Below are 20,526 nucleotides of genomic sequence, written 5' to 3'. Positions count from 1 at the left end.
GCCTTTCCCTTGTTTCGCCGCTCAAGAGTGAAGATTTTGGGGAGTGGTCGAGGAGCTGTCTCGCATGTCGTCAGATCTTTGGCCCAACTGTTTCAGTTGTGTCTGGATGTGGGCTAGCACACCCACTGAGTGGGTTTCTGGTGAGGCAACGTAGTGGGGAGTTTGAATGGTGCCGGCAACAGGGTTCGAACCCGTGACCCCCTGATTACAAATCAGGTCATTGGCTGGTTTCAGGTGCTCTCGACACCCCTTCAAATGAAGCTAAGCGCCCTTAATTTCCTTTTCCGTTAGGGCTCCCAGCGCGTCGGGCCTTGCGCCGACGGTCGTCCCGATGTTTCCTGCCGGTCGTCCCAATGTCGTCCCAGTGCAGAGCGTCGTCCCAGTGCCCGTAACCATCACCGCCGCCACCATCGCCAAGGCCAAGGCCGACGCCCGTCCGGGAGCCAAGCGCTACGAAGTCGTGGACGCTCGCGCCCGCGGCCTCGTCCTACGCGTCGGCGCAACCGGGGCCGTGTGGCAGCTGCGTTATGCCGTCGCCGGCCGCGACGTGCGCCTGCCTCTCGGCAGCGTAGACGCATGGACGATCGCGGAGGCGCGGGATCTCGTCGGCCGCGCGCAATCCGTGCTCCGAGACAGGACTGGCATCCCCGACCAGGAGTGGCTCGACCGCCAGCGCCGCGCCGCCGGTAAAGCCGAGCCGCTACCGCTGGCCATCGCTAAGCCGCGGGACCTGTTCGCGTGGACCTACGTGCAGGGCCGCACAAAATGGCTCGATGAGATCGGTCGCACGCGCCGCGCCGCGACGTATGCCGACTACAAGAGCGTACTCTCAATGCCGGACCTGGCCGGCCTCGACAAGAAACCGCTGCCGTCGATCAGCCGGGCCGACCTGGCCGGCATCGTCGCCAGGGTGCACCGCTCTGGCCGCGAGAGCACGGCCGAGCACATTGTGAGAGTGCTGCGCCCGTTTTGGAAATGGCTAGCGTCGGACGGCCAGGCCGCAAAGAGTGGCGTGCTGCCCGGCGCCATTGATGGTCTCGCTGCGCCCGAGCGCACACTCGACGAGAGCGATGACGCCGGCGAATACGTGCCGCCCTTGGAAGAGGTCGCTCGCATCATCGCGATCTGCCGCACCGGGGCGATTGATCCGGTCGTCGCCTGCGCGGTGGAGCTGACGGCGTGGACGGCGCAGCGTCGCCGCGCCGTGGCAGAAGCGACGATCGACCAGTTCGAGGATATCGGGGGCGGGCGTGGGCTGTGGCATGTGCCACCTGCATCCCGCAAAACCAGGGCGAAGTCCGGGGCACGGAAGCGGCCGCATGTCATCCCGCTGCCACCGGCCGTCTGGGCCTGCGTCGAGCGCGCGATCATGGCCGGCAAGCGCTTCGAGAGCGACTACCTGTTCCCGCAGATTCGGGCGCGGAGGAAGGGCGGCGACAAGACGTCGATCAGCTCGTCGTCGATCACACATGCCCTCGGGTTCATGCCCGGCGTCTCGGCATCGCCGCACGATCTCCGCAGGGCATTCGGAACGCACGGCGAGAGCCGCTTCGGTCTGCTGCGGTCGGACGTGCAAGCGATCCTCGACCATGCTGCTGGCAGCGGGGACGTGACGGGCACACACTACTCACTGCACGACGGCACGCATCGGACTTGGCCCATCATGACGGCGTGGTGCGACGGCCTACAGCCCTATATCGCCGCCGCCATTGCCGGCCTGGAGCCAATCTCGGAGATCCGCGCTGCGATCGCGGCGGCACGGTACGGCGACGAGGACGAACGTCAGGCAGCGGAATAAAGAAAGGGCCCCGAAGGGCCCTCGATAGTCGCTGGTGATCAGAACGGCATGTTGCCGTCGGCATCGACCCAAGGCTCGGGCGGCGGCGTGGTAGACCGAGGGTAGCTGTGGACGACAGGCAGCTCATCCGGGTCGCCATCCGGCTCAGGGTTAGCTGCATCGAACCGATCGCGGACGACCTTCTTGCCTTCAGTCGCCAGCTGGCGGCAGGCCTTCAGCATCTCATGCGTGCTGTCCCAATCGTCGCCTTCGAGCAGCTTCATGATCTCGGGGGAATCTTCGATCACTTCGAGCAAGGTCTCGAGCCAAGCGACGTTGGAGATCGCTGGCACATCGTACCCATCCTGGCCGACCAATGCCGCGATGGCTTCACGCCCAGCAACCCGCTTGCGCAGCACGTCCTGATCGTGAACGGCGAGGCGAGCGATCTCGCGATAGTTCCTGCCGTATTCGATCTCGTCGATGCTGTGGTACATGGTGCCGTGATAGCTTGGTCCGGTCCACATGCGGGCATGGTCCTCGTCGGCCTCCGTGACATAGACGTTGTGCTCGGCATCGCCGGTGCCGTAGCGGACAGGGCCGCCGCCGCGCTGGTACTGGACGGTGACGCGAATGCCCCCGGTCTCTTCGATGATGAGGCAGTGAGCGCCGACGGCTTCAATATCGTCGGCGCCGCCAAATTCCGTCAATGCGGCCAGCACAGCCAGCTCGCGGGGGTTTGCTCCCCGGACAAGCCAGATCGGTGCGGAGTCGGCATCGTGAGTAGAGACGGCGTGGATCTTTTTCATTCAACTCTCCTAGTTGTGGTTGCGCCGGCACTCTCTTGGGGCTGCCGCGCCGGCGTCGGCAGCCCCTCGATTCATTCGTCGTCGATCTGGATAAAGGGCGATGCCGTCCATCCCGGGGGCACGCCGTGCCGGTCGAACATCGTCGCCAGCCTTGTCAACCAGGGCGGGATCGGACGCTGGCCGGATTCGTATTTTCGGATCGTCACCGACGCGGTCGTGTCGCTGCCGACGTAGCCAAACGCGCGGCCGAGCTGCAACGTCGACAGGCCGAGGCGGTGGCGGATGGCCTTGAGCTCGGGGCCGGTCACTGGCTATTCCTCCGGATCAAGTAGTTCATCGGGCACGTCATGCAGGAGCGGCCGTCGGGCACGAACTCGAAGCCGGCTCGTTCGAGCCGCTCGCGCACGCGGCGCATGCTCTTGTCGCCGTCTACGTCCCAGCTCTCTGTGCTGATCGACTGCTTCTGGCCTGCGCCGAATGCGTACCGCCATGCATCGCTTGCGGCTTCAGATGTATCGAAGCGGATCATCACTCGTCTCCTTCGTACTGGACGAGCTCGCTGTCGCGGCCTTCCATCCAGACCGCCACGCTGCGCCCCATCTCGTCATTGAGACGAACGCCGCGGAAACCGGCGATCCGGGCAGCGCGGGCGCCGAGCATCTGCAGCTGCCACGCGGTGTCGGCATCGTGCTCAAACATGCTGCGCTCGTGCTGCAGCATCTCGTCGTAGTCCGCGTAGCTGTCGAAGTCGTCGCGATCGATGGTGCCGTCGATGATGCGCTCGCCGTAAACAACGCGCTGGGTCAACAGGTCCTCGGCGGTGTCCTCGTCAAGCTCGATGCCGTGCTGCGCCGCGACGATGCCCTGCGCTTCGGCGACCAGGCCGCGCATATTGCCGTCGACTTCGTGCTGCAGGACCGTCTCCACTTCGACGATATCAGCATCATCGACGGTGGTGGTGAAAACCATCGTGCCGCGAGCGCTGTGCGTATTCCGAGAAGAACACGAAGCCGTCGAAGACCCTATGGTTGCCGATGACTGGCTTCGCGTCTGAAGAATGGAACAGCTCGATCATCGTTCGTCTCCTGCCGGCATCGCTCTGTGTGCCGCCATGTCATTAAGATAGTGTAGTCATATGACTACATCAATAGGCCAGCCGGACGCGCATGCACTATGTCGAATAACGCAATGAAAACAGTTGCTTGCAGCCGAACTATTTCACGCGAGGCTATGGCCGAGCCGTTAACGTTAGGTTTCGTGGTGTTGCCGGCGTTATGCCTTCGTTAACAATTCGTGCAGTAGCCCCCGGACACGCTGCCGCGACATCGATATAGAGAGTGTGTGACGCCGCAGCTCCGAGAGCCGGCGTGGCACGCTGGGTCGAAACCGTCGTCGGGCGGACGGCCACAGCGCTCGAACGAAATCATATGACATCGAAGGACACTGACGACGAGCGTGCGCCGCACGCCGCCTCCGCATACACTGACCGCACATCGCTCCACGCTCAGATCGTCGCCGGGCAGCTTAGCACTACAGATCAACTCCGCGCCGGCGCCCCGTGGTTCGCCAACGACGTTAAGAAGGACCGCACGGTCTGGTGCGACAGCTGGCTCCTCGGGCGGGACATCGACACCTGGCAGGCTGCCCTGGACCGGATCGACGGCGGGCTGCAGCTGCGGTCCGTCATCCAGAACCTGCGCGACACTGGCACTGCCGACGCGCTCCGAGCAGTCGAGCACGCCTTGCGGCGGGCCGGTCACGACGACGACGCCGATCGCATGCTGATCTATCTCACATGCGAAGGCGACGACGTAGCAAAGCGGAAGCTGATCGGTTCCACGGAGCGCGGAGAAGGATGGTCGCACGACGACTACGACCGTTTGTTCGTCACGGCTACGATGCTCGGCATGCTGGGCGGCTGGCGCCGTTCGATGGACGCGTATTGCACCCATGGTCTCAAGCTGATCGAGCGAGACGTCGGCGCATGGAAGCGCTTCGAGGAGGCACGCGAATTCGCGACCGCCAAGGCTGGCAAGGTCGATCTCGAGCGACTGAAGAAGGCGGTGGGCGCAGTCGCTCAGGCCGATGCCGAGCTCGAAGGCCTCGTCCTCGAGGACCGTGCCGAGATCGTGCGGCGGCCGGCGCTCGAACGCGTCGTCGTGCCCCCGCTCCCGACGGACGGCAGCGGGCATCGCCGCGACATCCAGAAGTCGTGGAAGGGGATCGATGGCACACCGCTGCCGATCGTCGCCCGCGGCGATGTCGCTGCCCATAGAGCCGCTCTGGTGTCGCAGTGGCCGCATGCTGCCGCTCTGATCGACGTCGTGCTAACTGACTTAGCCACCCGCGAGGAGGTCCGCTTCCGACCGACGCTTTTCCTAGGACCGGCAGGATCCGGCAAGTCGTCGTTGGCACGTGCAATTTGCGATCAAGTTGGCCTGCCGTGCGAGCTCTATAACCTCGCTGGGATGGCCGACAGCAGCTTGGGCGGCACATCTGCGCAGTGGTCGACGGCTCGCGAGGCCGTGCCCCTGCAGCTGATCAAGCGGTCGAAGATGGCTTCAGTGGCCGTCGTTTGGGATGAAGTCGAAAAGGCCGACGACGGCAAGAATAACGGCTCGGCCATGGACGCACTGCTGCCGCTGCTCGAGATCGATCAGGCGCGGCGGTTCCGGGATCTCACTCTCGAAGTCGAGTGCGATTTGTCGATGGTCTCGCACTTTGCGACAGCGAATGCGCTCCAAGGCATCCCAGCGCCGCTCCGCGATCGCATGCGCATCCTGACTATGCCGACACCCGGCTGGCAGCATCTGCCCACGCTCACGCGTCAGATCGTCGGCCGCCTCGCACGTGACCGCGGCCTCGACGCGCGCTGGTTCGCGCCCTTGGCCGAGGATGAACTCGATCTCGTCAAGGCGTCGTGGCCGGGTGGATCGATTCGGCAGCTCACGCGGATCGTGACGACGCTCGTGGATGGTCGTGACCAGATCATGGGGAGGTGCTGACATGACGGATCTTCGTGACATCGAGCGGCTCGTCAACTCTGCGGATCAATGGGAGCCGCCGACCGAGGCCGAGCTCGCGGCCGCCCCCCTGCTCGAGGGCTGGGCACTCATCAAGGACGCCGACGACGAGGACGATCTTCCCGTCGTCATGGGCATCATCACTGGGCACCCGATTGTGCCCGATGGCACGATTCATTTCGGCGCCGAGTGCTTTGCGATGGACCCGGACTGGACTTGGATCATGACGATGGCGCGGCTCTACCGGCTCGGCGAGCCGATTTGGGCGAACCCTGGGGAGGTATACGGCAATGACGATTGAAGAACGAGAACGCGCAATTGCTGTGAGCGCCTGGGGCATGGCGGCCGGCATGATCGAATACCGCGATCCTGAGGCCCGTGAGCTCGCCCGTGCAGCGCTCGATCGCCCATGCGCAGCGACCATTCGGCCGCTGCTCGAAGCCGGCCAGGGCAAGCCTTGGCTGCAATCGCTGGTCGAGGCGCTGGCGCAGGTCGGCGTCGCTGCTGCCGAAGATGTATTGGGGTACTGAGCATGAACGAAATTATCATCCGTAACTCTGTCCGCTGCCTTCTCTGCGGCGAGGAGATCGTATCCGAGGACAGGCACGATTTTCGATACTGCAGCTGCGGCAGCGTCGCCGTCGATGGCGGCAACGCTTACACGCGGCGCGTCTACAAGACGGACGGTAGCTGGGTCGACACGTCAATCATCGCGCAGCGGGAGCCGGAGGACCTCGGCGACATCAACTTCGGCGAGATGCAGGAATTTGCCGATCGCTACCACAATCACGGATGGCGCCCGGGCAAGCTCGAGCTCGCCAACGCACCGGTGCTGTCGCAGTGGTCGTGGCGCGACGACGGACGCCGGCGCATCATCGTCGGCATCGTCACCGGCCACGACGATGCCGACGATGGCACATGGCTGGCGACGACGACCGTGATCGCGATCGACGACGATGAATCGTGGTGCCGAAGCACACGGTCCTTCTATCGCTTGGGAGAGCCGGCATGAGTGACGACGATAAGAAGGATCGCATCCTGGACAACATCGAGCGCGCGCTCAGCAGGCACGGCATCTCCGTGCGGCGCGACGGCGGAAAGATTCTGGCTTTCCGTCCGCCGGATGTTGCGATGCCGCAGCACCTGGTCGAGCGCTTCGAAGCCTTGGCGGACATGCAAGTCAATCTCGAAATGCTGAATGCGGCAGGGCAAGTCTATGTCGCTGCCGTCCGCGCGGCCGGTGGTGAATACGAACACGCGCTGGCTGGGGTTTGGCGCAGCTGGCATGCCGAAGATGGGGGGAACGAATGAGAATTTGGATCGTCTCCGATCTGCACATGGATTCGACGTACTGGGTGCCAGACCGCATTCCGCCGCACGACGTCATGATCATCGCCGGCGATGTGCACAACAGCCTGATCGAAACCATTCTCGAGCTGCACAAGATCGCGCTGTCCGTCGTCAGATCATTTGGCGCAGTTTGGGTCTTGGATTAGCGGAGTATCGGCCTCGTCTTTGGGTTGATGTTATGCGGCGAGCTTGCGGTGCTGCAAGCGCCGATGCTGGATGGTTTGTCGTTTGATCCTTTCGCGCTGTTTTATGATGGCTGCGGCCCTGCCGAAGTAGGCGTCTGCCGGGGTCACGTTGTCGAGGCTCTCATGATAGCGCCTGTGATTGTAGTGTTCGACGAAGGCGCCGATCTGGGCCTCCAGGTCGCCGGGCAGGAAGTAGTTCTCCAGCAGGATGCGGTTCTTCATGGTTTGGTGCCAGCGCTCGATCTTGCCCTGGGTCTGGGGATGCATCGGGGCGCCGCGGACGTGGCTCATGCGATTGGTCTGGATATAATCGGCCAGTTCACTGGCGATATAGCAGGGGCCATTATCGCTGAGCAGCCGGGGCTTGTGATGCACATGCACCTGGTCGCAGCCTGAGGCCGCGAGGGCCATGTCCAGCGTGTCAGTGACGTCCTCGGCCCGCATTGTGTTGCACAGCTTCCAGGCGATGATGTAGCGCGAGTAATCGTCGAGCACCGTGGACAGATACATCCAGCCCCAGCCGATGATCTTGAAGTAGGTGAAATCGGTCTGCCACATCTCGTTGGGCCGCACCGTTTTGGTGTGGAACGCATCTGCCGCCTTGATCACCACATAGGCCGGGCTGGTGATCAGGTCGTGGGCCTTGAGAAGCCGGTAAACGCTGGCTTCGGACACGAAGTACCCCTTCTGGTCGGTGAAGCTCACAGCCAGCTCCCGAGGCGAGAGTTCGGACTCTTCCAACGCCATCTCGATGAGCTGATCATGGACGGCAGTCGGGATCCGGTTCCACACCCGACCGGGTGCCGAAGACCGATCTTCTAGTGCTTCAGGACCGCCACCGAGGTAGCGGTCATACCAGCGATAGAAGGTCCGGCGCGGGATGCCCAGCCGGTCCAGCGTGCGTTTTGTGGGCAGGTGCGACTGCTCAACCAGATTGATGATCTCGAGCTTTTCGGATGCGGGATATCTCATTCTGGCTCGTCCCCATCCGCGATCATGCTTTTTTTAAGCAGACGGTTTTCTAGCGTCAGGTCGGCAACGCATTCCTTGAGCGCACCAGCCTCTCGGCGCAGATCCTTGACCTCATCACTGGTCGCAGCACGAGCAGTATCGCCCGCCAGTCGGCGCTTGCCGGCTTCCATGAACTCTTTCGACCAAGTGTAATACAGGCTCTGCGCGATGCCTTCCTTGCGGCACAGTTCGGCAATGCTGTCTTCGCCGCGCAGACCATCGAGAACGATCCGGATCTTGTCTTCAGCTGAAAAGTGCCGTCGGGTCGCCCGGCGAATGTCCTTCACCACCTGCTCGGCAGGCTTTTTGGTGCTCGGGGATTTAGCAGTCATCTTGGTTCCTTCGTCAGACGACGAGACCAAAACACTCCTTAAAGCTCAACCCTGAATCTGTGCCATGGGCGCTGACGGGGAACAGGTGGTGTTGACCAGAACAGTGCCGGCAACGTGGGTGTTAAAGAAGGCCGCATCGTCACGCGCCAGTGTCTGGATGGTCATGCCTCCGATGCTATGGCCGACGAGTACGACCTTGCGATCGCCAGCCAGGCCGATGACGGTCTTGAGGTCTTGGGCAAATTCAGTAAGGCCGATGGCAGAGCCCGCAACGGGCCGCGAGCGCCCCATCCCGGGCAGGTCCCAAGATAGGACGCGAAAGTTCCGCGACAGATCGCGCTTGGCATAAAACCAGATCGTACTGTCCATTGCCCAGCCATGGACCAGGACGATGGGTGGTGCCTGGATCGACCCCAGTTGTTCGACATAAAGGCTCGACCCGCTGGCTCCGGCCACCAACGTGCCCGAATCCCTTGTTGCCGACGTCGGGTTGGTATCTGACTTGGCGAGAAACAAGGTAACGAGAGGGCGGCCAAAGAAAGAGAAAGCCAAAAGGGCAATTCCTGCCCATAGCATCCAATCGTTCCGCACCCGAACAAAGTCGCCATCGGCTCGTCGGATGAGATCCCCGTCGTACCAGTTCCAGAGGAAGTAGGCCGCTAGCCCTAGGACACATAGGGAGAGCAGCATGAAGAGAAAGCGGAAGACGATCATCAGGGGCATTAAGGATGCCTTGGTGTAGCACCAGCGGAAACAAAAAGCGGGGCGGCTGAAGGCCGCCCGACAGGATTTCTAGCGCGATGCCTTATAGAGCTTGGCCGCGATTTCGTAAAATTCTTCAGGGGCGTAGTCGGGCGTGAACGCCGATGGCACGCCCTGCAACTGCTGCATCTTGCCGCCTTCCGGCATGCCTTCGACGACCTCCAGCGGCCCGGGAGGATCACCGGGCAAGGCGACTTCGTCGTTGGACCAGATGCCCGAAATTTCCTTGTAGTCTCCTTCGCTCCATGTGTAGAGGCGCCGATGCGAGCCCTCATCGAGATATTTCTGGCACTCAGGGATTTTGGCCAGAGGGATGTTGGGAGTCGGCAGCATCTTCTCGATGTCGACGCCGGTGAGTTTCTTCAGCGCGAGGGCATAGGAATGGGCGTGGACGGAGCCGCGAACGAGCAGATAGCCGCACACTTCCCGGCCCGTTGCATTGTCTGCGCTCAGGGTCTCATAGACGCGCAACTTGTGCAGGCGCGCGCCGCACTCAAGATGGAAATTATGCAGCAGGTCGAAGATGATATTGCCGGTTGTGGTGATGAAGTCGTTGTTCCAGGAAACGCCATTGGCGTTGACGGGGGTCGCGCCACCACCATTGGAGAAGAAGGCTGACGCCAGGCGAATATCCTCCATCGCCTCGAAAGGTGATTTCGAGATGTCGCCACCATTGCCCAGATCGCCTTTGGGCTTTTCGGGGCCGTTGTTCAGCATGGCAACGCCGTTGCTGACCAGTTCCACGTGGGCGAGTTCTTCGGCAGTAATGGATGCCACCAGACTGTAGAACGGGCGCAGCTTGTCCTTGGATCGGAAATTAAAGCTCTGGAACATGTAGTTGCCGAGCGTGGACATCTCCCCATATTTACCACCAAGAAGCTCTTGCAAGGCAGCGGCGGCGTTGGGGTCCTGTTTGGTGGGGGGAGGTAAATCTGTGATGAGCCTATCTACGCGCATGAACATGTCTGCGTCTCCTAATGACTAATGAGACGCCAACGCACCCCCGACGCGTCCGTTCCGTCAGAGCCCGGGCGATGGCCAACACTTATCGGCTGATAATGCGATGGCTCGCTGAGCGGGGAGACTCAAATTTTTAGACACCTTGTGTTCAGTCGAACTGGACCAACCTCAGTTCGCCTGTCCTATGCGCTACAGCATCGGTCTCCTGCCCGTGACGGCGGTAACTGACCCGGTCATATAGCTGGCATCGCTCGACGCGAGCAGGACATACGCGCCGGCCAATTCAGCTGGCTGCGCCGCCCGTCCGAATGAAGTATCCTTGCCGACGGCCGCCAGCTTATCCGGCGGCACGGTCGAGGCAGTAAATGGGGTCCATGGGGCCCATATTGGGCCACGCGCAACAGCGTTCACGCGAATTCCCTTTCGCCAAGCATCTCGGCTAGACCTGCCGTGAAGTTTGAAATCGCGCCCTTCGTACTGGCGTAGGCTAGAAGCTCGCCCCATTGCAACTTGGATTAAATCGGAGTCGTATTGATGAAGATACTGCCGAGACTCATGTGCAGGACGGCCGCTTTGGACAGGAAGAAGAGGGCGTAGACGACCGCGACACGAGGTGGCTGCGCCGACGACTGCGAGTCAACCCGCCTCCCATGAGGCGTTCCGCGCAACTGGACTCTCACGGGCTTTGGCAGACATCGAGTAAACTGAGAGGACACTATGGTCGAGGCACACACTTCCAGGGGATTATCACAGTACCACGCCAACGTACCTGGCCAAACCTATGCCCACGTTGGCCAGGTGCGCCGCACGGCAACGATCAAGGCCGCGACGAAAAAGCTTGAAGTGGACCACACGCGTTGGAGGTTTGTCTGGGCGCGTCTTCTAGGCGGCTTCTGGATTGTCGGATCCAACTGCAGCGGCGGCTGCCATAGCGTGAGGATGATGAGGGCGTTTCTGGCCCACACATCGTGACGGAACCAACTTCACAGGGGTCCGTTGCAGTTCTCGAATACCCCCCCGATAGCAATGATCGTCCCGCCGCTGCTGGACGTAGCGGAGCCGTACCTTATGCTCAAAGCAGCACTACGTTCCGCCATTGTCGTGATCAGCGACCGCGTTGTCTTCGGCTCCGGCCAGAAAGACCTTCAGTCACACGACGCAGGGCCTCGAACATGCCCTAACTCGGCACGTAAGCCGGCAGTCATTGGGGGGTATCTTGAGCGGCTACCCCTTGCGGCGGTCCACGAGGGATACGTCGATTTCGCAGAGATCTGGCACCATACTACCGAGCCAGTAGGCACCTACGATGAAGTCACGTCGCACCTCGCTCGGCGGGTGTTCCCGCTGGCCCATGTAGAGGCGCCGTTCCAATCCGAAACCATGCTGGAGTTCATCCGGCGTCACGGAGCGCCGCGCATACTCTGCGTGTGGGGGCTGGGCGTGTCCGAAACGATTCTGGAGCTCTGCGCCGACAGCGTGATCGTTTACAATTCGATTGACGCGCCGAGTTTGCGGGTGCCGCCTGAGATTAGCCGTCACTTCGACCTGGTGCTGACCGGCGCCCAGTGGCAGTCCGATGACGTGAACGCCCGTCACCCGCAGATGCCAACCGCAATAATCCCTGTCGGACCCGAATTTGCGTCCCCCGAAACATTCTTTCCGCTTGAGATCCCCAAGATCTATGACGTGATTTATGTCGCAGCGGCTCAAGCTTATAAGCGCCATGACCTTCTCTTCGCCGCCCTCGCGCAAGCGCCGCGTCGCCTGAAGGCCCTGTGCGTCATGGGTTATGGTGAAAATGCCGACGTGCTGCGCCGCCAGGCCAGCGAACTTGGGCTGGACGTCGATTTTATCGGCCCGCCTGGCGTCGACTATCCCGAGGTCAACCGGCTGATGAATCTCGCCAAGGTGGGCGTCGTATGCGGCCGGGACGATGGCGCGCCGGCCATTCTCACGGAATACATGCTCGCGGGCCTGCCGGTAGTGGCCAATGCAGACCTCGCCTGCGGCCTTCAATTCATTCTGCCTAAGACGGGTCTTGTGGCGTCGGAAGATCATTTCGCGGTAGCCCTTATGAAGGCAATTGACCATCCGGAGCAATTCGCGCCGCGCCAGGCGGTCCTCGACCGATGGGCTTGGCCTCGTTCGATTTCACGCCTGAAGCCGCTCCTGCGCAAGGCTGCACCGCGCTCCTCTTCAAGTTCAAGCCTTCCCGAAGGAGGCATCGTTGACTCAACAGTTCTCGCGTGACCAGGTCGCTGACTTCACACCAGACCGCGCGCCGCTGATCTGCTTCTCGCACCTGCGATGGGATTTTGTGCTGCAGAGGCCGCAGCATCTCATGAGCCGCTTCGGCCGCGACCGTCAGGTCTTCATCTTCGAGGAGTATATCCCGACTGACCATCACTTGGCCTATCTCGAATATCATCCCTTCGATGGCACCGATATCGTCTCCATCCGACCACGTATTCCACATTGGTGGGATGAAGCCCAGCGCGAAGCGGGCCTGACACACCTACTCAGGACCATGTTGCGGCTCAACGAAATCATGCGACCGGTGCTTTGGTTTTATTCGCCGATGATGTTCGGCTTTGCCCGCGATGTGGAGGCGTCGGCAGTCGTCTATGACTGCATGGATGAACTGGCCAATTTCCGTTTTGCTCCGCCCCGGCTAAGGGATCTTGAAGCGCAATTGCTTGAGCGTGCAGACGTAGTATTCACCGGGGGGCAGAGCCTCTACGCGGCCAAGCGCCAGCTTCACGACAATATCCACTCGCTTCCTTCGAGCGTCGATGTTGCCCACTTCGCCTCAGCGCGCGGTGGCATGCCGCCCAGTTCAGATCTCGCCACTCCGAGCGGCCCCAAGATCGGCTTTTATGGGGTCATCGACGAGCGGATAGATCTCAGTCTCCTGGACGACGTCGCGGCCCAGCGTCCCGAGTGGTCGCTGGTGTTAGTAGGGCCCGTCGCCAAGCTTCGGCCTGAAGAGCTGCCACAGCGACCGAACCTCCACTTTATCGGCCAGCGTTCGTATGGCGAACTTCCCGGATATCTCTCCGGCTGGGACGTCGCCATGATGCCTTTCGCGATCAATGATGCCACCCGCTTCATCAGCCCGACAAAGACACCGGAATACCTGGCCGCCGGAAAACCGGTTGTGTCCACGCCAGTTGTCGATGTTGTCGCCAGCTATGGCGACCTTCCCGGGGTTTTCATTGCTGCGACCGCAGCTGAGTTCATTCTCGCCTGCGAAAACGCATTGGCCCTCAAGGCGCAGGACTGGCTGCCTGCAGTTGATGAAAAGCTTGCAGGTATGTCCTGGGATCAGACTTTCGCTCGAATGTCAGACCTGCTGGATAAGGTGATCACCAACAATAGCCAGCCTATTCTGCGCCCACCTGCTGTCCACACGGGCCGGCGTGCAGACGCTTATGACGTGGTGATTGTTGGCGCCGGATTTGCTGGCTCAGTGCTGGCCGAGCGGCTCGCATCAGATGGCGGCAAACGTGTGCTCCTTTGCGATCGACGCCCTCATATCGGCGGCAATGCCTATGACCACCACGACGCCGCTGGCATCCTCGTGCACAAATATGGCCCGCATATCTTCCACACCAACAGCGGAGATATCGTCGACTACTTGTCGCGCTTTACCGACTGGCGCCCGTACGAGCATCGTGTCCTCGCTGCGGTGGAGGACAAGCGCGTGCCGATGCCAATCAATCGCACCACGCTCAATCTCCTCTACGGGCTCGATCTCAAAGACAGCTCCGCTGCCGAAGAATTTCTCCGCAGCCGCGCCGAGCCGATCGCCGAGCTGCGCACGTCTCGCGATGTGGTGATCAACCAGATCGGCTCGGAACTCTACCGCATTTTTTTCGAAGGCTATACACGTAAGCAGTGGGGGCTCGATCCGAGCCAGCTCGACAAGGCGGTCACTGCGCGCGTTCCGACTCGGCTCTGCACCGACGATCGCTATTTCCTCGATAGTTTCCAGGCGATGCCGCTAAATGGTTACACGGCGATGTTCGAGAACATGCTGGACCACGATCGGATCGATCTGGAGCTCGGCGTCGACTTCGCCGACATTCGCGGCGAAAACCTTGCGCCGCGCATCATCTACACCGGCCCTATCGACGAGTACTTCGGTCACCGTTTCGGCGCGCTCCCCTATCGTAGCCTTGCCTTCAAACACGAAACGCTCGACCAGCGCCGTTTTCAGCCCGTGGCCGTGGTGAATTTTCCGGATGAGGGCGTGCCATATACGCGGATCACCGAATACAAACATCTCACCGGTCAGGTGCACCGCCAGACCAGTATCAGCTATGAGTTTCCGCAAGAGCAGGGCGATCCATACTATCCCATTCCCAGGCCGGAAAACGCCGTCCTATACAAGCGTTACGCGGCCCTCGCGGACGAGCATCCTGGGGTCAGTTTCGTCGGCAGGCTCGGCACTTATCGCTACTACAATATGGACCAGGTGGTCGGACAGGCCCTGGCGCACTACCGCCGCATGACCCAGCCAGCTTCGGCCCGGGCCGAGGTATTGTCATGAGGCCGGTGCTGGTGCTGGCCACCGACAGCCGCGAGCCTTCGGGCCTCGGGACCCATATGGTCACGCTCGGCCTGAGCCTTGTCCACCAATTTGACATCGTTATCGCCTGCCAGGATGACGAGAGAGGCCGGGCCTTTCTTCAATCTGCGGCACGGTCGGGACTTCGGATAAAGAGTTTCTCTCCTGATGACCTGCCGCGTTTCGGTAAGTGGCTCAAGACAAGCGGGGCGGCTCTGCTCCATGTCCATGCGGGCATCGGCTGGGAGGGGCATGATCTGGTTCGGCTCGGCAAGGCCGTGGGCCTGCCTGTTCTGCGCACCGAGCATCTTCCCTATCTTCTGACCAGCAAGGTGCAGCAGGCAGAATACGCCGCCATGCTGCTTTCAGTCGATCGCGTCATCGCCGTCTCGCAGGATGTCGCCGACACATATGCCGATAGGATCGGGAGGTTCCGCATCGCCGTAATCCCCAATGGCATAGTGCCGCCCGCACCCTCCCAGGGCAGTCGTGCCGCCGTGCGCGCCGAGCTTGGTCTGGCCGAGTCCGCGCCGCTCGTCCTGACCATTGCCCGGTTCACTACTCAAAAGGATCACGCAAGCCTTCTAAAAGCAGTGCCCTACGTGTTGCTTCAGCATCCCGACGCGCGTTTTGTATTCGTTGGCGAGGGGCCGGAGCGCGACCGCATCGCCGATAGCGTTCACAAGGCGGGGCTGGAAAAAACTGTCACCCTTCTCGGGGGCCGGGGTGACGTGCCGGATCTGCTGACTGCCGCAGATCTCTTCGTGCTGCCGTCGCTGTTCGAGGGCCTGCCCCTGGTACTGCTCGAAGCCATGGCGGTCGGAGTCCCCATTGTCGGCACTGCAGTCGACGGGATCATTGAGGCCGTGGGCGTAGATCATCCCTTTCTCGTCAAAGCGGGCGATCCATTGTTACTAGCCGCCGCTATTGGAATTGCCCTCGGCGATGCGGTTGCCGCGCGCGCTGCTGGAAGCGCGGGCAGATCCCGGTTCCTCCGTCATTTCCAGGCCGATCGCATGGCCAAGCAGACCTCGGCTCAATACGCCGATCTTTTAGCCCCATCATTGCTCACCTCTGAGGCCTGGTTTTCATGACCAAAACGCGTGTTGGCTTTATCGGTGTGGGCGGAATTGCCCAACGCCACCTTGGCGTGCTGGAAAGCCTGCCGGATGTCGAACTGGTCGGCTTTGCCGATCCTGATTTCAATCGGGCTGTGGATGCCTCCTCGCGCTACGGTGCCCGGGCCTATGGCGATCACGATGCTCTGCTGGCCGACTTGACCTTGGACGCGGTCTATATCTGCATCCCGCCCTTTGCCCACGGCGCCGTCGAGCGGGCAGTCATCGCCCGCAGACTTCCGTTTTTCGTCGAAAAGCCTATCTCTCTGGAAATTGGCATTGCAGAGCAACTCGCTGCTGAGATAGCCGCTGCTGAGCTGATCACCGCCGTGGGCTATCACTGGCGCTATCTTGACACCGTCGACGAGACGCGGCGCATCCTCTCCGAGCGGCCTGCGCAATTGCTGTCCGGCTATTGGCTCGACCAGACCCCGCCGCCGGAATGGTGGTGGCATGCCGACAAGTCCGGCGGGCAGATGGTGGAGCAAGCTACGCACATCTTCGACTTAGCGCGCTACCTTGTCGGCGATGTCACGTCGGTTTATGGTCTGGCCGGCCACACCGCACGATCCGATTTTCCGGGCCTCGATGTCCCCACGGTCAGCACCGCTAGCCTCAAATTCGCATCCGGAGCCATCGCAAATTTCAGCTCCACCTGCCTACTGCGCTGGGGCCATCGCGTCGGTCTGCATCTCTTCGGCGATGGCATTGCAGTTGAACTGACCGATCATGACATCATGGTCGATGTGGGCGCCGGACGCCCTGTCCGCCACGCGGAGGGAGATCCGGTCTGGCGGGAGGACCGCGACTTCATCGATGCGGTGCGGGGTGGGACCAATCGCATCCGCTGTTCCTATAGCGAAGCGCTCAAGACCCATCGCATTGCCCTCGCCATCACCGAGTCAGTGCGCACGGGTCAGCCCGTCTCTTTGCAAGCGGCGGAATAGGCATGAGCACCCGCCTCATTCGCTCGCTTGGGATAGAAGGGCCTGGCCAGGCCTATCAATTTGCCTATGACGAAGGCCCACCCGGGCCGGGTCAGGTCCGGCTACAAACGCTCTATTCCGGGTTTTCTGCCGGCACGGAGCTCACCTTCATGAAGCGCACCAATCCCTATTTCCACTCGCGCTGGGATGCCGAGCGGGGAGTGTTCCTTGCGGGTGAATCGGGCCTCGATTACCCGGTGCCATTCCTCGGCTATATGGAGGTCGCAAGGGTAATAGACAGCCAAAGCCCTGCCTTCCGCGACGGTAACATCGTCGCGTCAACCTATGGCCACAAGAGCGGCCATACCGCTGACCCGTCACGGGATGTTCTGATCCAGCTGCCTGACACCTTCGACCCTATCCTAGGCGTGCTTGTCGGGCAGATGGGCCCGATCGCCGCCAATGGCATCCTCCACGCCGATGCGGAAATCTTTGGCCAGCAAGTGAGCCAGCTAGGGCAGGGGGTTGCAGGCCGGTCGGTCATCGTCATCGGCGCCGGTCCGGTCGGGCTGATGACTGCTCTCTTCGCCCAGCAAGCGGGCGCGGCAGAACTGATAGTGGCTGACCCTTCGCCGTATCGTCGCCGTAGGCTCGAGGCCATGGGAATTGCGTCCATGGATGAGGACGCAGCTTGGAACCACGCCAAGACCCACTGGCACAGCGGCTCCGATCGTGGCGCCGATTTTGTCTTCCAGACCCGCGCACATGCCCAAAGCCTCCATACGGCCCTTCGTGCCTTGAGACCCCAAGGCACCGTCATCGATCTCGCTTTCTATCAGGGCGGCGCCGAGGGCCTGCGACTTGGCGAGGAGTTTCACCATAATGGCCTCGCCATAAAGTGCGCGCAGATCAACCGCGTGCCACGCGGCCTTGCCCACCAGTGGGACCGGCGCCGCCTGGCGCTGGAAACGGTGAGTTTGCTAGAAGCAGTCGGTGAGACCGTCAAGCGTGAGATGATCACGCACATTGTCCCCTTTGACGACGCGCCTGCATTTCTCGCTGAACTGGTCGAAACGCGCCCCGAATTCCTGCAGATCATCTTCAAGGTGGCAGATTGAAGTCCGAACCGACGCGCATCCTGTTCGTTTTTGCATGGCTCGTGGTCGGTGGCGAAGAGACCGAAGTGCGTCTTCTCGCGCGCCATCTCGACCCGGAGCGCTACCGCATCGATGCGGTTGCCTGCTTCCATAAGCCGGGAATGCCGGAGCAGACCCACGCGCAATTGCGCGCGCTCGGCGTCGACGTCGATACAGTGCCCTACAGCCTGAGTTTTGAGGACACCATCGCCTATCTATCTCGCAAAGTGGCAACATATGACCTCGTTATCTCATGTCAGAATGTCGCCGATATCTATCCCGCACTCGAACGCGCACACCTGCGCCCGCCGCTGATCGAACACGGAGGTCTGGTGTCCGAGGCACTTGCCGGGCCCAAGCATCTGACGAACCGCTATGTCGGCGTCTGCCGCTCCATTCGAGACGCAGCAGCCTCCAAGATGGGCGACCGCGGCCTTCACGCCCTCGAAATCCCCTCAATGGTAGACCTTGGCGAGTTCCACCAGGACCGCCGCCATGCAACGCGAGCGGCTCTTGGTCTGACTTCTGCCACGCCGGTCATCGGTTGGGTGGGCCGCCTCGACGCCAAGAAGCGTGTCGAAGATTTCATCGAGGCCGCGGCAATCACGCATCGGCAGCGCCCAGATGCTGTTTTCCTCGTCATCGGCGGGCCAGATGCCTTCATGCCCGAATATGCCGACCACCTGCGCGATCTCGCGCAACAAGCCGGGCTAGGAACGGCGCTGCGCTTTCTCGGTGATCGCACCGATGTGCCGGATTTGCTCCAAGCACTCAATATCTTCGTCTGGCTTTCAGAAGGTGAGGGTATGCCGCATGTGATCGCCGAGGCCGGTGCCGCGGGCCTCCCGGTCATCGCCACGCCCGACAATGGGGCACGCCAACAGATTGAGTCCGGGATTTCAGGCCTCTTTGTTCGGTACCGGCAGCCGGATGAAGTCGCCAAGGCCATGCTCACTCTTCTCGATGCGCCTGATAAACGGCAGGCTCTCGGAAGCGCCCTCCGCGCCAAGGTATTCGCAACCTACAGCGCCGAAGTCGTGGTGCCACAATGGCAGCGCCTCATCGATGAAGTTGTTGCAGAACGCCAGCCTGCGTCCCCGGCGAAACTCTTCCAGTCCTACTTTCAGGCCGGGTTCGAGTGCTCCACCCACCGGCTGAGGAATGGGAAACGCCTCGATATAATTGCCTCAAGCGAGCATGACCGGCACGCCGATGCCGACTACAGGCAGCTAGGTAGTCTCGGCATACGCACCGTCCGGGACGGCTTTCGCTGGCACACCATTGAGACAACGCCCGGCCACTACGATTGGTCCAGCATCACGCCCATGCTTCAGGCCGCCCAGCACATCGGAACCCAGGTGATCTGGGACCTCATGCACTATGGCTGGCCCGATGATCTCGACATCTGGCAACCGAATTTTGTTGACCGTTTCGCCAAGTTCGCAGGTGCCGCAGCGCGCCTGGTGCGCGAGCACAGTGACCAGATACCCTTCTATTGCCCCATCAACGAAATCTCCTTCACTGCTTGGGGTGGTGGAGATGCGAGCTATCTCAACCCGTTCGGCCGCGGCCGTGGCTTTGAGCTCAAAGTGCAATTGGCGCGGGCTTCCATCGCAGCTATGCGCGCCATTCTCGATGTCGATCCTCGTGCCCGCTTCGTCCACGCCGACCCGGCGATCAATGTGGTGACGGCGCCTGAGCGCCCAGAGGATTTCTGGGCCGCCGAAGGGCACCGTCAGGCGCAATACCAGGGCTGGGATATGTTGGCCGGCATGACCTGGCCGCAACTTGGCGGTGAACCGCGGCTCCTCGATATCGTTGGAGTGAATTACTATTCGAACAATCAGTGGATCCACGGCGGTGCGACGCTCAACAGGAAGCATTCACTCTATCGTCCCCTCCATCGCCTTTTGATGGAAATCCACGGTCGCTACGGCAGGCCACTGGTCATCGCCGAGACCGGCATCGAGTTCGACGCCCGCCCATCCTGGCTCGCCTATGTCGCGGGCGAAGTCGACCAAGCCCGAACCAAAGGCGTGCCGGTAGAAGGCCTCTGCCTCTATCCCATCCTCAACCATCTAGGCTGGGACGACGAACGCCCATGCCAGAACGGCTTGCTCGAGCACGAGAGAGCTAGCAATGGCCGCGTGATCTATCAGCCCTTGGCGGAAGAGCTGTTGCAGCAACAACAAAAATACCAATCCCGCCACGGCTCCTGAATGTGATCGTAGTCATGGCTGGACAGGCCTCGTCGGTCGTCATAGCAGGCTTATTCACCATAGCCGCATCGGACCTTGCTACGACCTGCCCCTAATCTGTCATCGCTCTCGAATCCTATGCGAACCGAACGCTCCGCTAAAACATAGCGCGACGAGCGACTTCTAAGCTGAACGACCGGATGTGGGATGCCGGGAGCGAGGCTTCCATGTGTGCAGTGATGGCGCGAAGCCGCCGTGCCAAGCCGGATGACGGCTACACGCGAAATAACAATAGGGCACTCGGCATGGGGGACGAAGCGCTTTTCTGCTTTTGGCGGCACGAATACGTATTAATGTCTGGAATGGGGC

Annotated in this window: 21 protein-coding genes and 1 pseudogene; 13 read left to right on the top strand and 9 right to left on the bottom strand. The window is 61.4% G+C overall.

The annotated features are described in order from the left end of the window. Positions 1-382 precede the first annotated feature (382 nt). Positions 383-1,798, top strand: coding sequence for an integrase family protein (locus H4N61_RS10770; protein ID WP_182393979.1), 1,416 nt, complete (start codon positions 383-385; stop codon positions 1,796-1,798). Positions 1,799-1,836: 38 nt separating this feature from the next. Here the strand turns inward: H4N61_RS10770 and H4N61_RS10765 are convergent, their stop codons facing one another. From H4N61_RS10765 to H4N61_RS18450, 5 genes are all read right to left on the bottom strand, one after another. Continuing rightward, complete coding sequence (locus H4N61_RS10765; RefSeq protein WP_182393978.1) at positions 1,837-2,586, bottom strand: hypothetical protein; 750 nt, start codon at positions 2,584-2,586, stop codon at positions 1,837-1,839. Between the two features lie 71 nt (positions 2,587-2,657). Beyond that, positions 2,658-2,894, bottom strand: a complete 237-nt coding sequence (locus tag H4N61_RS10760; protein WP_182393977.1) for a hypothetical protein — start codon at positions 2,892-2,894, stop codon at positions 2,658-2,660. Next, entirely contained in the window at positions 2,891-3,115 is a 225-nt protein-coding gene (locus H4N61_RS10755; protein WP_182393976.1) for a hypothetical protein, read from the bottom strand. The genes H4N61_RS10760 and H4N61_RS10755 overlap by 4 nt, the downstream gene beginning before the upstream one ends. Next, complete coding sequence (locus H4N61_RS10750) at positions 3,115-3,555, bottom strand: hypothetical protein (protein WP_182393975.1); 441 nt, start codon at positions 3,553-3,555, stop codon at positions 3,115-3,117. The genes H4N61_RS10755 and H4N61_RS10750 overlap by 1 nt, the downstream gene beginning before the upstream one ends. Next, complete coding sequence (locus H4N61_RS18450; protein WP_282567594.1) at positions 3,530-3,661, bottom strand: hypothetical protein; 132 nt, start codon at positions 3,659-3,661, stop codon at positions 3,530-3,532. Before H4N61_RS18450 ends, H4N61_RS10750 begins: the two co-directional genes overlap by 26 nt. A 292-nt stretch (positions 3,662-3,953) precedes the next feature. Here H4N61_RS18450 and H4N61_RS10745 point away from each other — a divergent pair, with 292 nt between their 5' ends. Genes H4N61_RS10745 through H4N61_RS10720 form a run of 6 tightly spaced genes read left to right on the top strand, consistent with a single transcriptional unit; the run spans position 3,954 to position 7,105 of the window. Further along, complete coding sequence (locus H4N61_RS10745; protein WP_182393974.1) at positions 3,954-5,591, top strand: AAA family ATPase; 1,638 nt, start codon at positions 3,954-3,956, stop codon at positions 5,589-5,591. A gap of 1 nt (position 5,592) precedes the next feature. Beyond that, entirely contained in the window at positions 5,593-5,910 is a 318-nt protein-coding gene (locus H4N61_RS10740; protein WP_182393973.1) for a DUF6634 family protein, read from the top strand. Further along, positions 5,900-6,139 (top strand): hypothetical protein, encoded by a 240-nt coding sequence (locus H4N61_RS10735; protein WP_182393972.1) that lies wholly within the window; start codon positions 5,900-5,902, stop codon positions 6,137-6,139. Before H4N61_RS10740 ends, H4N61_RS10735 begins: the two co-directional genes overlap by 11 nt. A 2-nt stretch (positions 6,140-6,141) precedes the next feature. Continuing rightward, positions 6,142-6,621, top strand: coding sequence for a DUF6634 family protein (locus tag H4N61_RS10730; protein WP_182393971.1), 480 nt, complete (start codon positions 6,142-6,144; stop codon positions 6,619-6,621). Further along, positions 6,618-6,920 carry a hypothetical protein gene (locus H4N61_RS10725; RefSeq protein ID WP_182393970.1) on the top strand — a complete coding sequence of 101 codons (303 nt, stop codon included), beginning with the start codon at positions 6,618-6,620 and terminating at the stop codon, positions 6,918-6,920. The genes H4N61_RS10730 and H4N61_RS10725 overlap by 4 nt, the downstream gene beginning before the upstream one ends. Continuing rightward, positions 6,917-7,105 carry a hypothetical protein gene (locus H4N61_RS10720; RefSeq protein ID WP_182393969.1) on the top strand — a complete coding sequence of 63 codons (189 nt, stop codon included), beginning with the start codon at positions 6,917-6,919 and terminating at the stop codon, positions 7,103-7,105. Before H4N61_RS10725 ends, H4N61_RS10720 begins: the two co-directional genes overlap by 4 nt. A 30-nt stretch (positions 7,106-7,135) precedes the next feature. On the opposite strand, the gene H4N61_RS10715 is transcribed toward H4N61_RS10720, so the two are convergent. From H4N61_RS10715 to H4N61_RS10700, 4 genes and pseudogenes are all read right to left on the bottom strand, one after another. Continuing rightward, a protein-coding gene (locus H4N61_RS10715) for an IS3 family transposase (RefSeq protein ID WP_248306505.1) occupies positions 7,136-8,487 on the bottom strand; the annotation gives its coding sequence in 2 pieces (ribosomal slippage) (positions 7,136-8,149 and positions 8,152-8,487; 1,350 coding nt in all). 45 nt (positions 8,488-8,532) lie between these two features. Then, complete coding sequence (locus H4N61_RS10710; RefSeq protein WP_182393967.1) at positions 8,533-9,210, bottom strand: alpha/beta hydrolase; 678 nt, start codon at positions 9,208-9,210, stop codon at positions 8,533-8,535. Positions 9,211-9,279: 69 nt separating this feature from the next. Then, on the bottom strand, positions 9,280-10,212 hold the full coding sequence (locus tag H4N61_RS10705) for a manganese catalase family protein (protein WP_182393966.1): 933 nt from the start codon (positions 10,210-10,212) through the stop codon (positions 9,280-9,282). Between the two features lie 186 nt (positions 10,213-10,398). Next, positions 10,399-10,808: pseudogene (locus H4N61_RS10700) on the bottom strand (SDR family oxidoreductase); the annotation flags it as partial. A gap of 469 nt (positions 10,809-11,277) precedes the next feature. On the opposite strand from H4N61_RS10700, the gene H4N61_RS10695 reads away from it, so the two are divergent. The 6 genes from H4N61_RS10695 (at position 11,278) to H4N61_RS10680 (ending at position 20,178) form a co-directional block, all read left to right on the top strand. Beyond that, complete coding sequence (locus H4N61_RS10695; RefSeq protein ID WP_182393965.1) at positions 11,278-12,459, top strand: glycosyltransferase; 1,182 nt, start codon at positions 11,278-11,280, stop codon at positions 12,457-12,459. Between the two features lie 91 nt (positions 12,460-12,550). Beyond that, complete coding sequence (glf, locus tag H4N61_RS10690) at positions 12,551-14,761, top strand: UDP-galactopyranose mutase (RefSeq protein ID WP_182396002.1); 2,211 nt, start codon at positions 12,551-12,553, stop codon at positions 14,759-14,761. Continuing rightward, on the top strand, positions 14,758-15,873 hold the full coding sequence (locus tag H4N61_RS18515; RefSeq protein WP_349236459.1) for a glycosyltransferase family 4 protein: 1,116 nt from the start codon (positions 14,758-14,760) through the stop codon (positions 15,871-15,873). Before glf ends, H4N61_RS18515 begins: the two co-directional genes overlap by 4 nt. Beyond that, entirely contained in the window at positions 15,870-16,844 is a 975-nt protein-coding gene (locus H4N61_RS18510) for a Gfo/Idh/MocA family oxidoreductase (RefSeq protein ID WP_349236458.1), read from the top strand. The genes H4N61_RS18515 and H4N61_RS18510 overlap by 4 nt, the downstream gene beginning before the upstream one ends. A gap of 2 nt (positions 16,845-16,846) precedes the next feature. Further along, positions 16,847-17,941 carry a zinc-binding alcohol dehydrogenase gene (locus H4N61_RS18505; protein WP_349236457.1) on the top strand — a complete coding sequence of 365 codons (1,095 nt, stop codon included), beginning with the start codon at positions 16,847-16,849 and terminating at the stop codon, positions 17,939-17,941. Continuing rightward, positions 17,938-20,178 (top strand): glycosyltransferase family 4 protein, encoded by a 2,241-nt coding sequence (locus tag H4N61_RS10680; RefSeq protein ID WP_182393964.1) that lies wholly within the window; start codon positions 17,938-17,940, stop codon positions 20,176-20,178. Before H4N61_RS18505 ends, H4N61_RS10680 begins: the two co-directional genes overlap by 4 nt. Positions 20,179-20,526 lie beyond the last annotated feature (348 nt).

It is taken from the genome of Devosia sp. MC521 (genome assembly GCF_014127105.1).
Lineage (GTDB): Bacteria > Pseudomonadota > Alphaproteobacteria > Rhizobiales > Devosiaceae > Devosia.
This window is presented reverse-complemented; position numbering and strand designations above follow the sequence as displayed.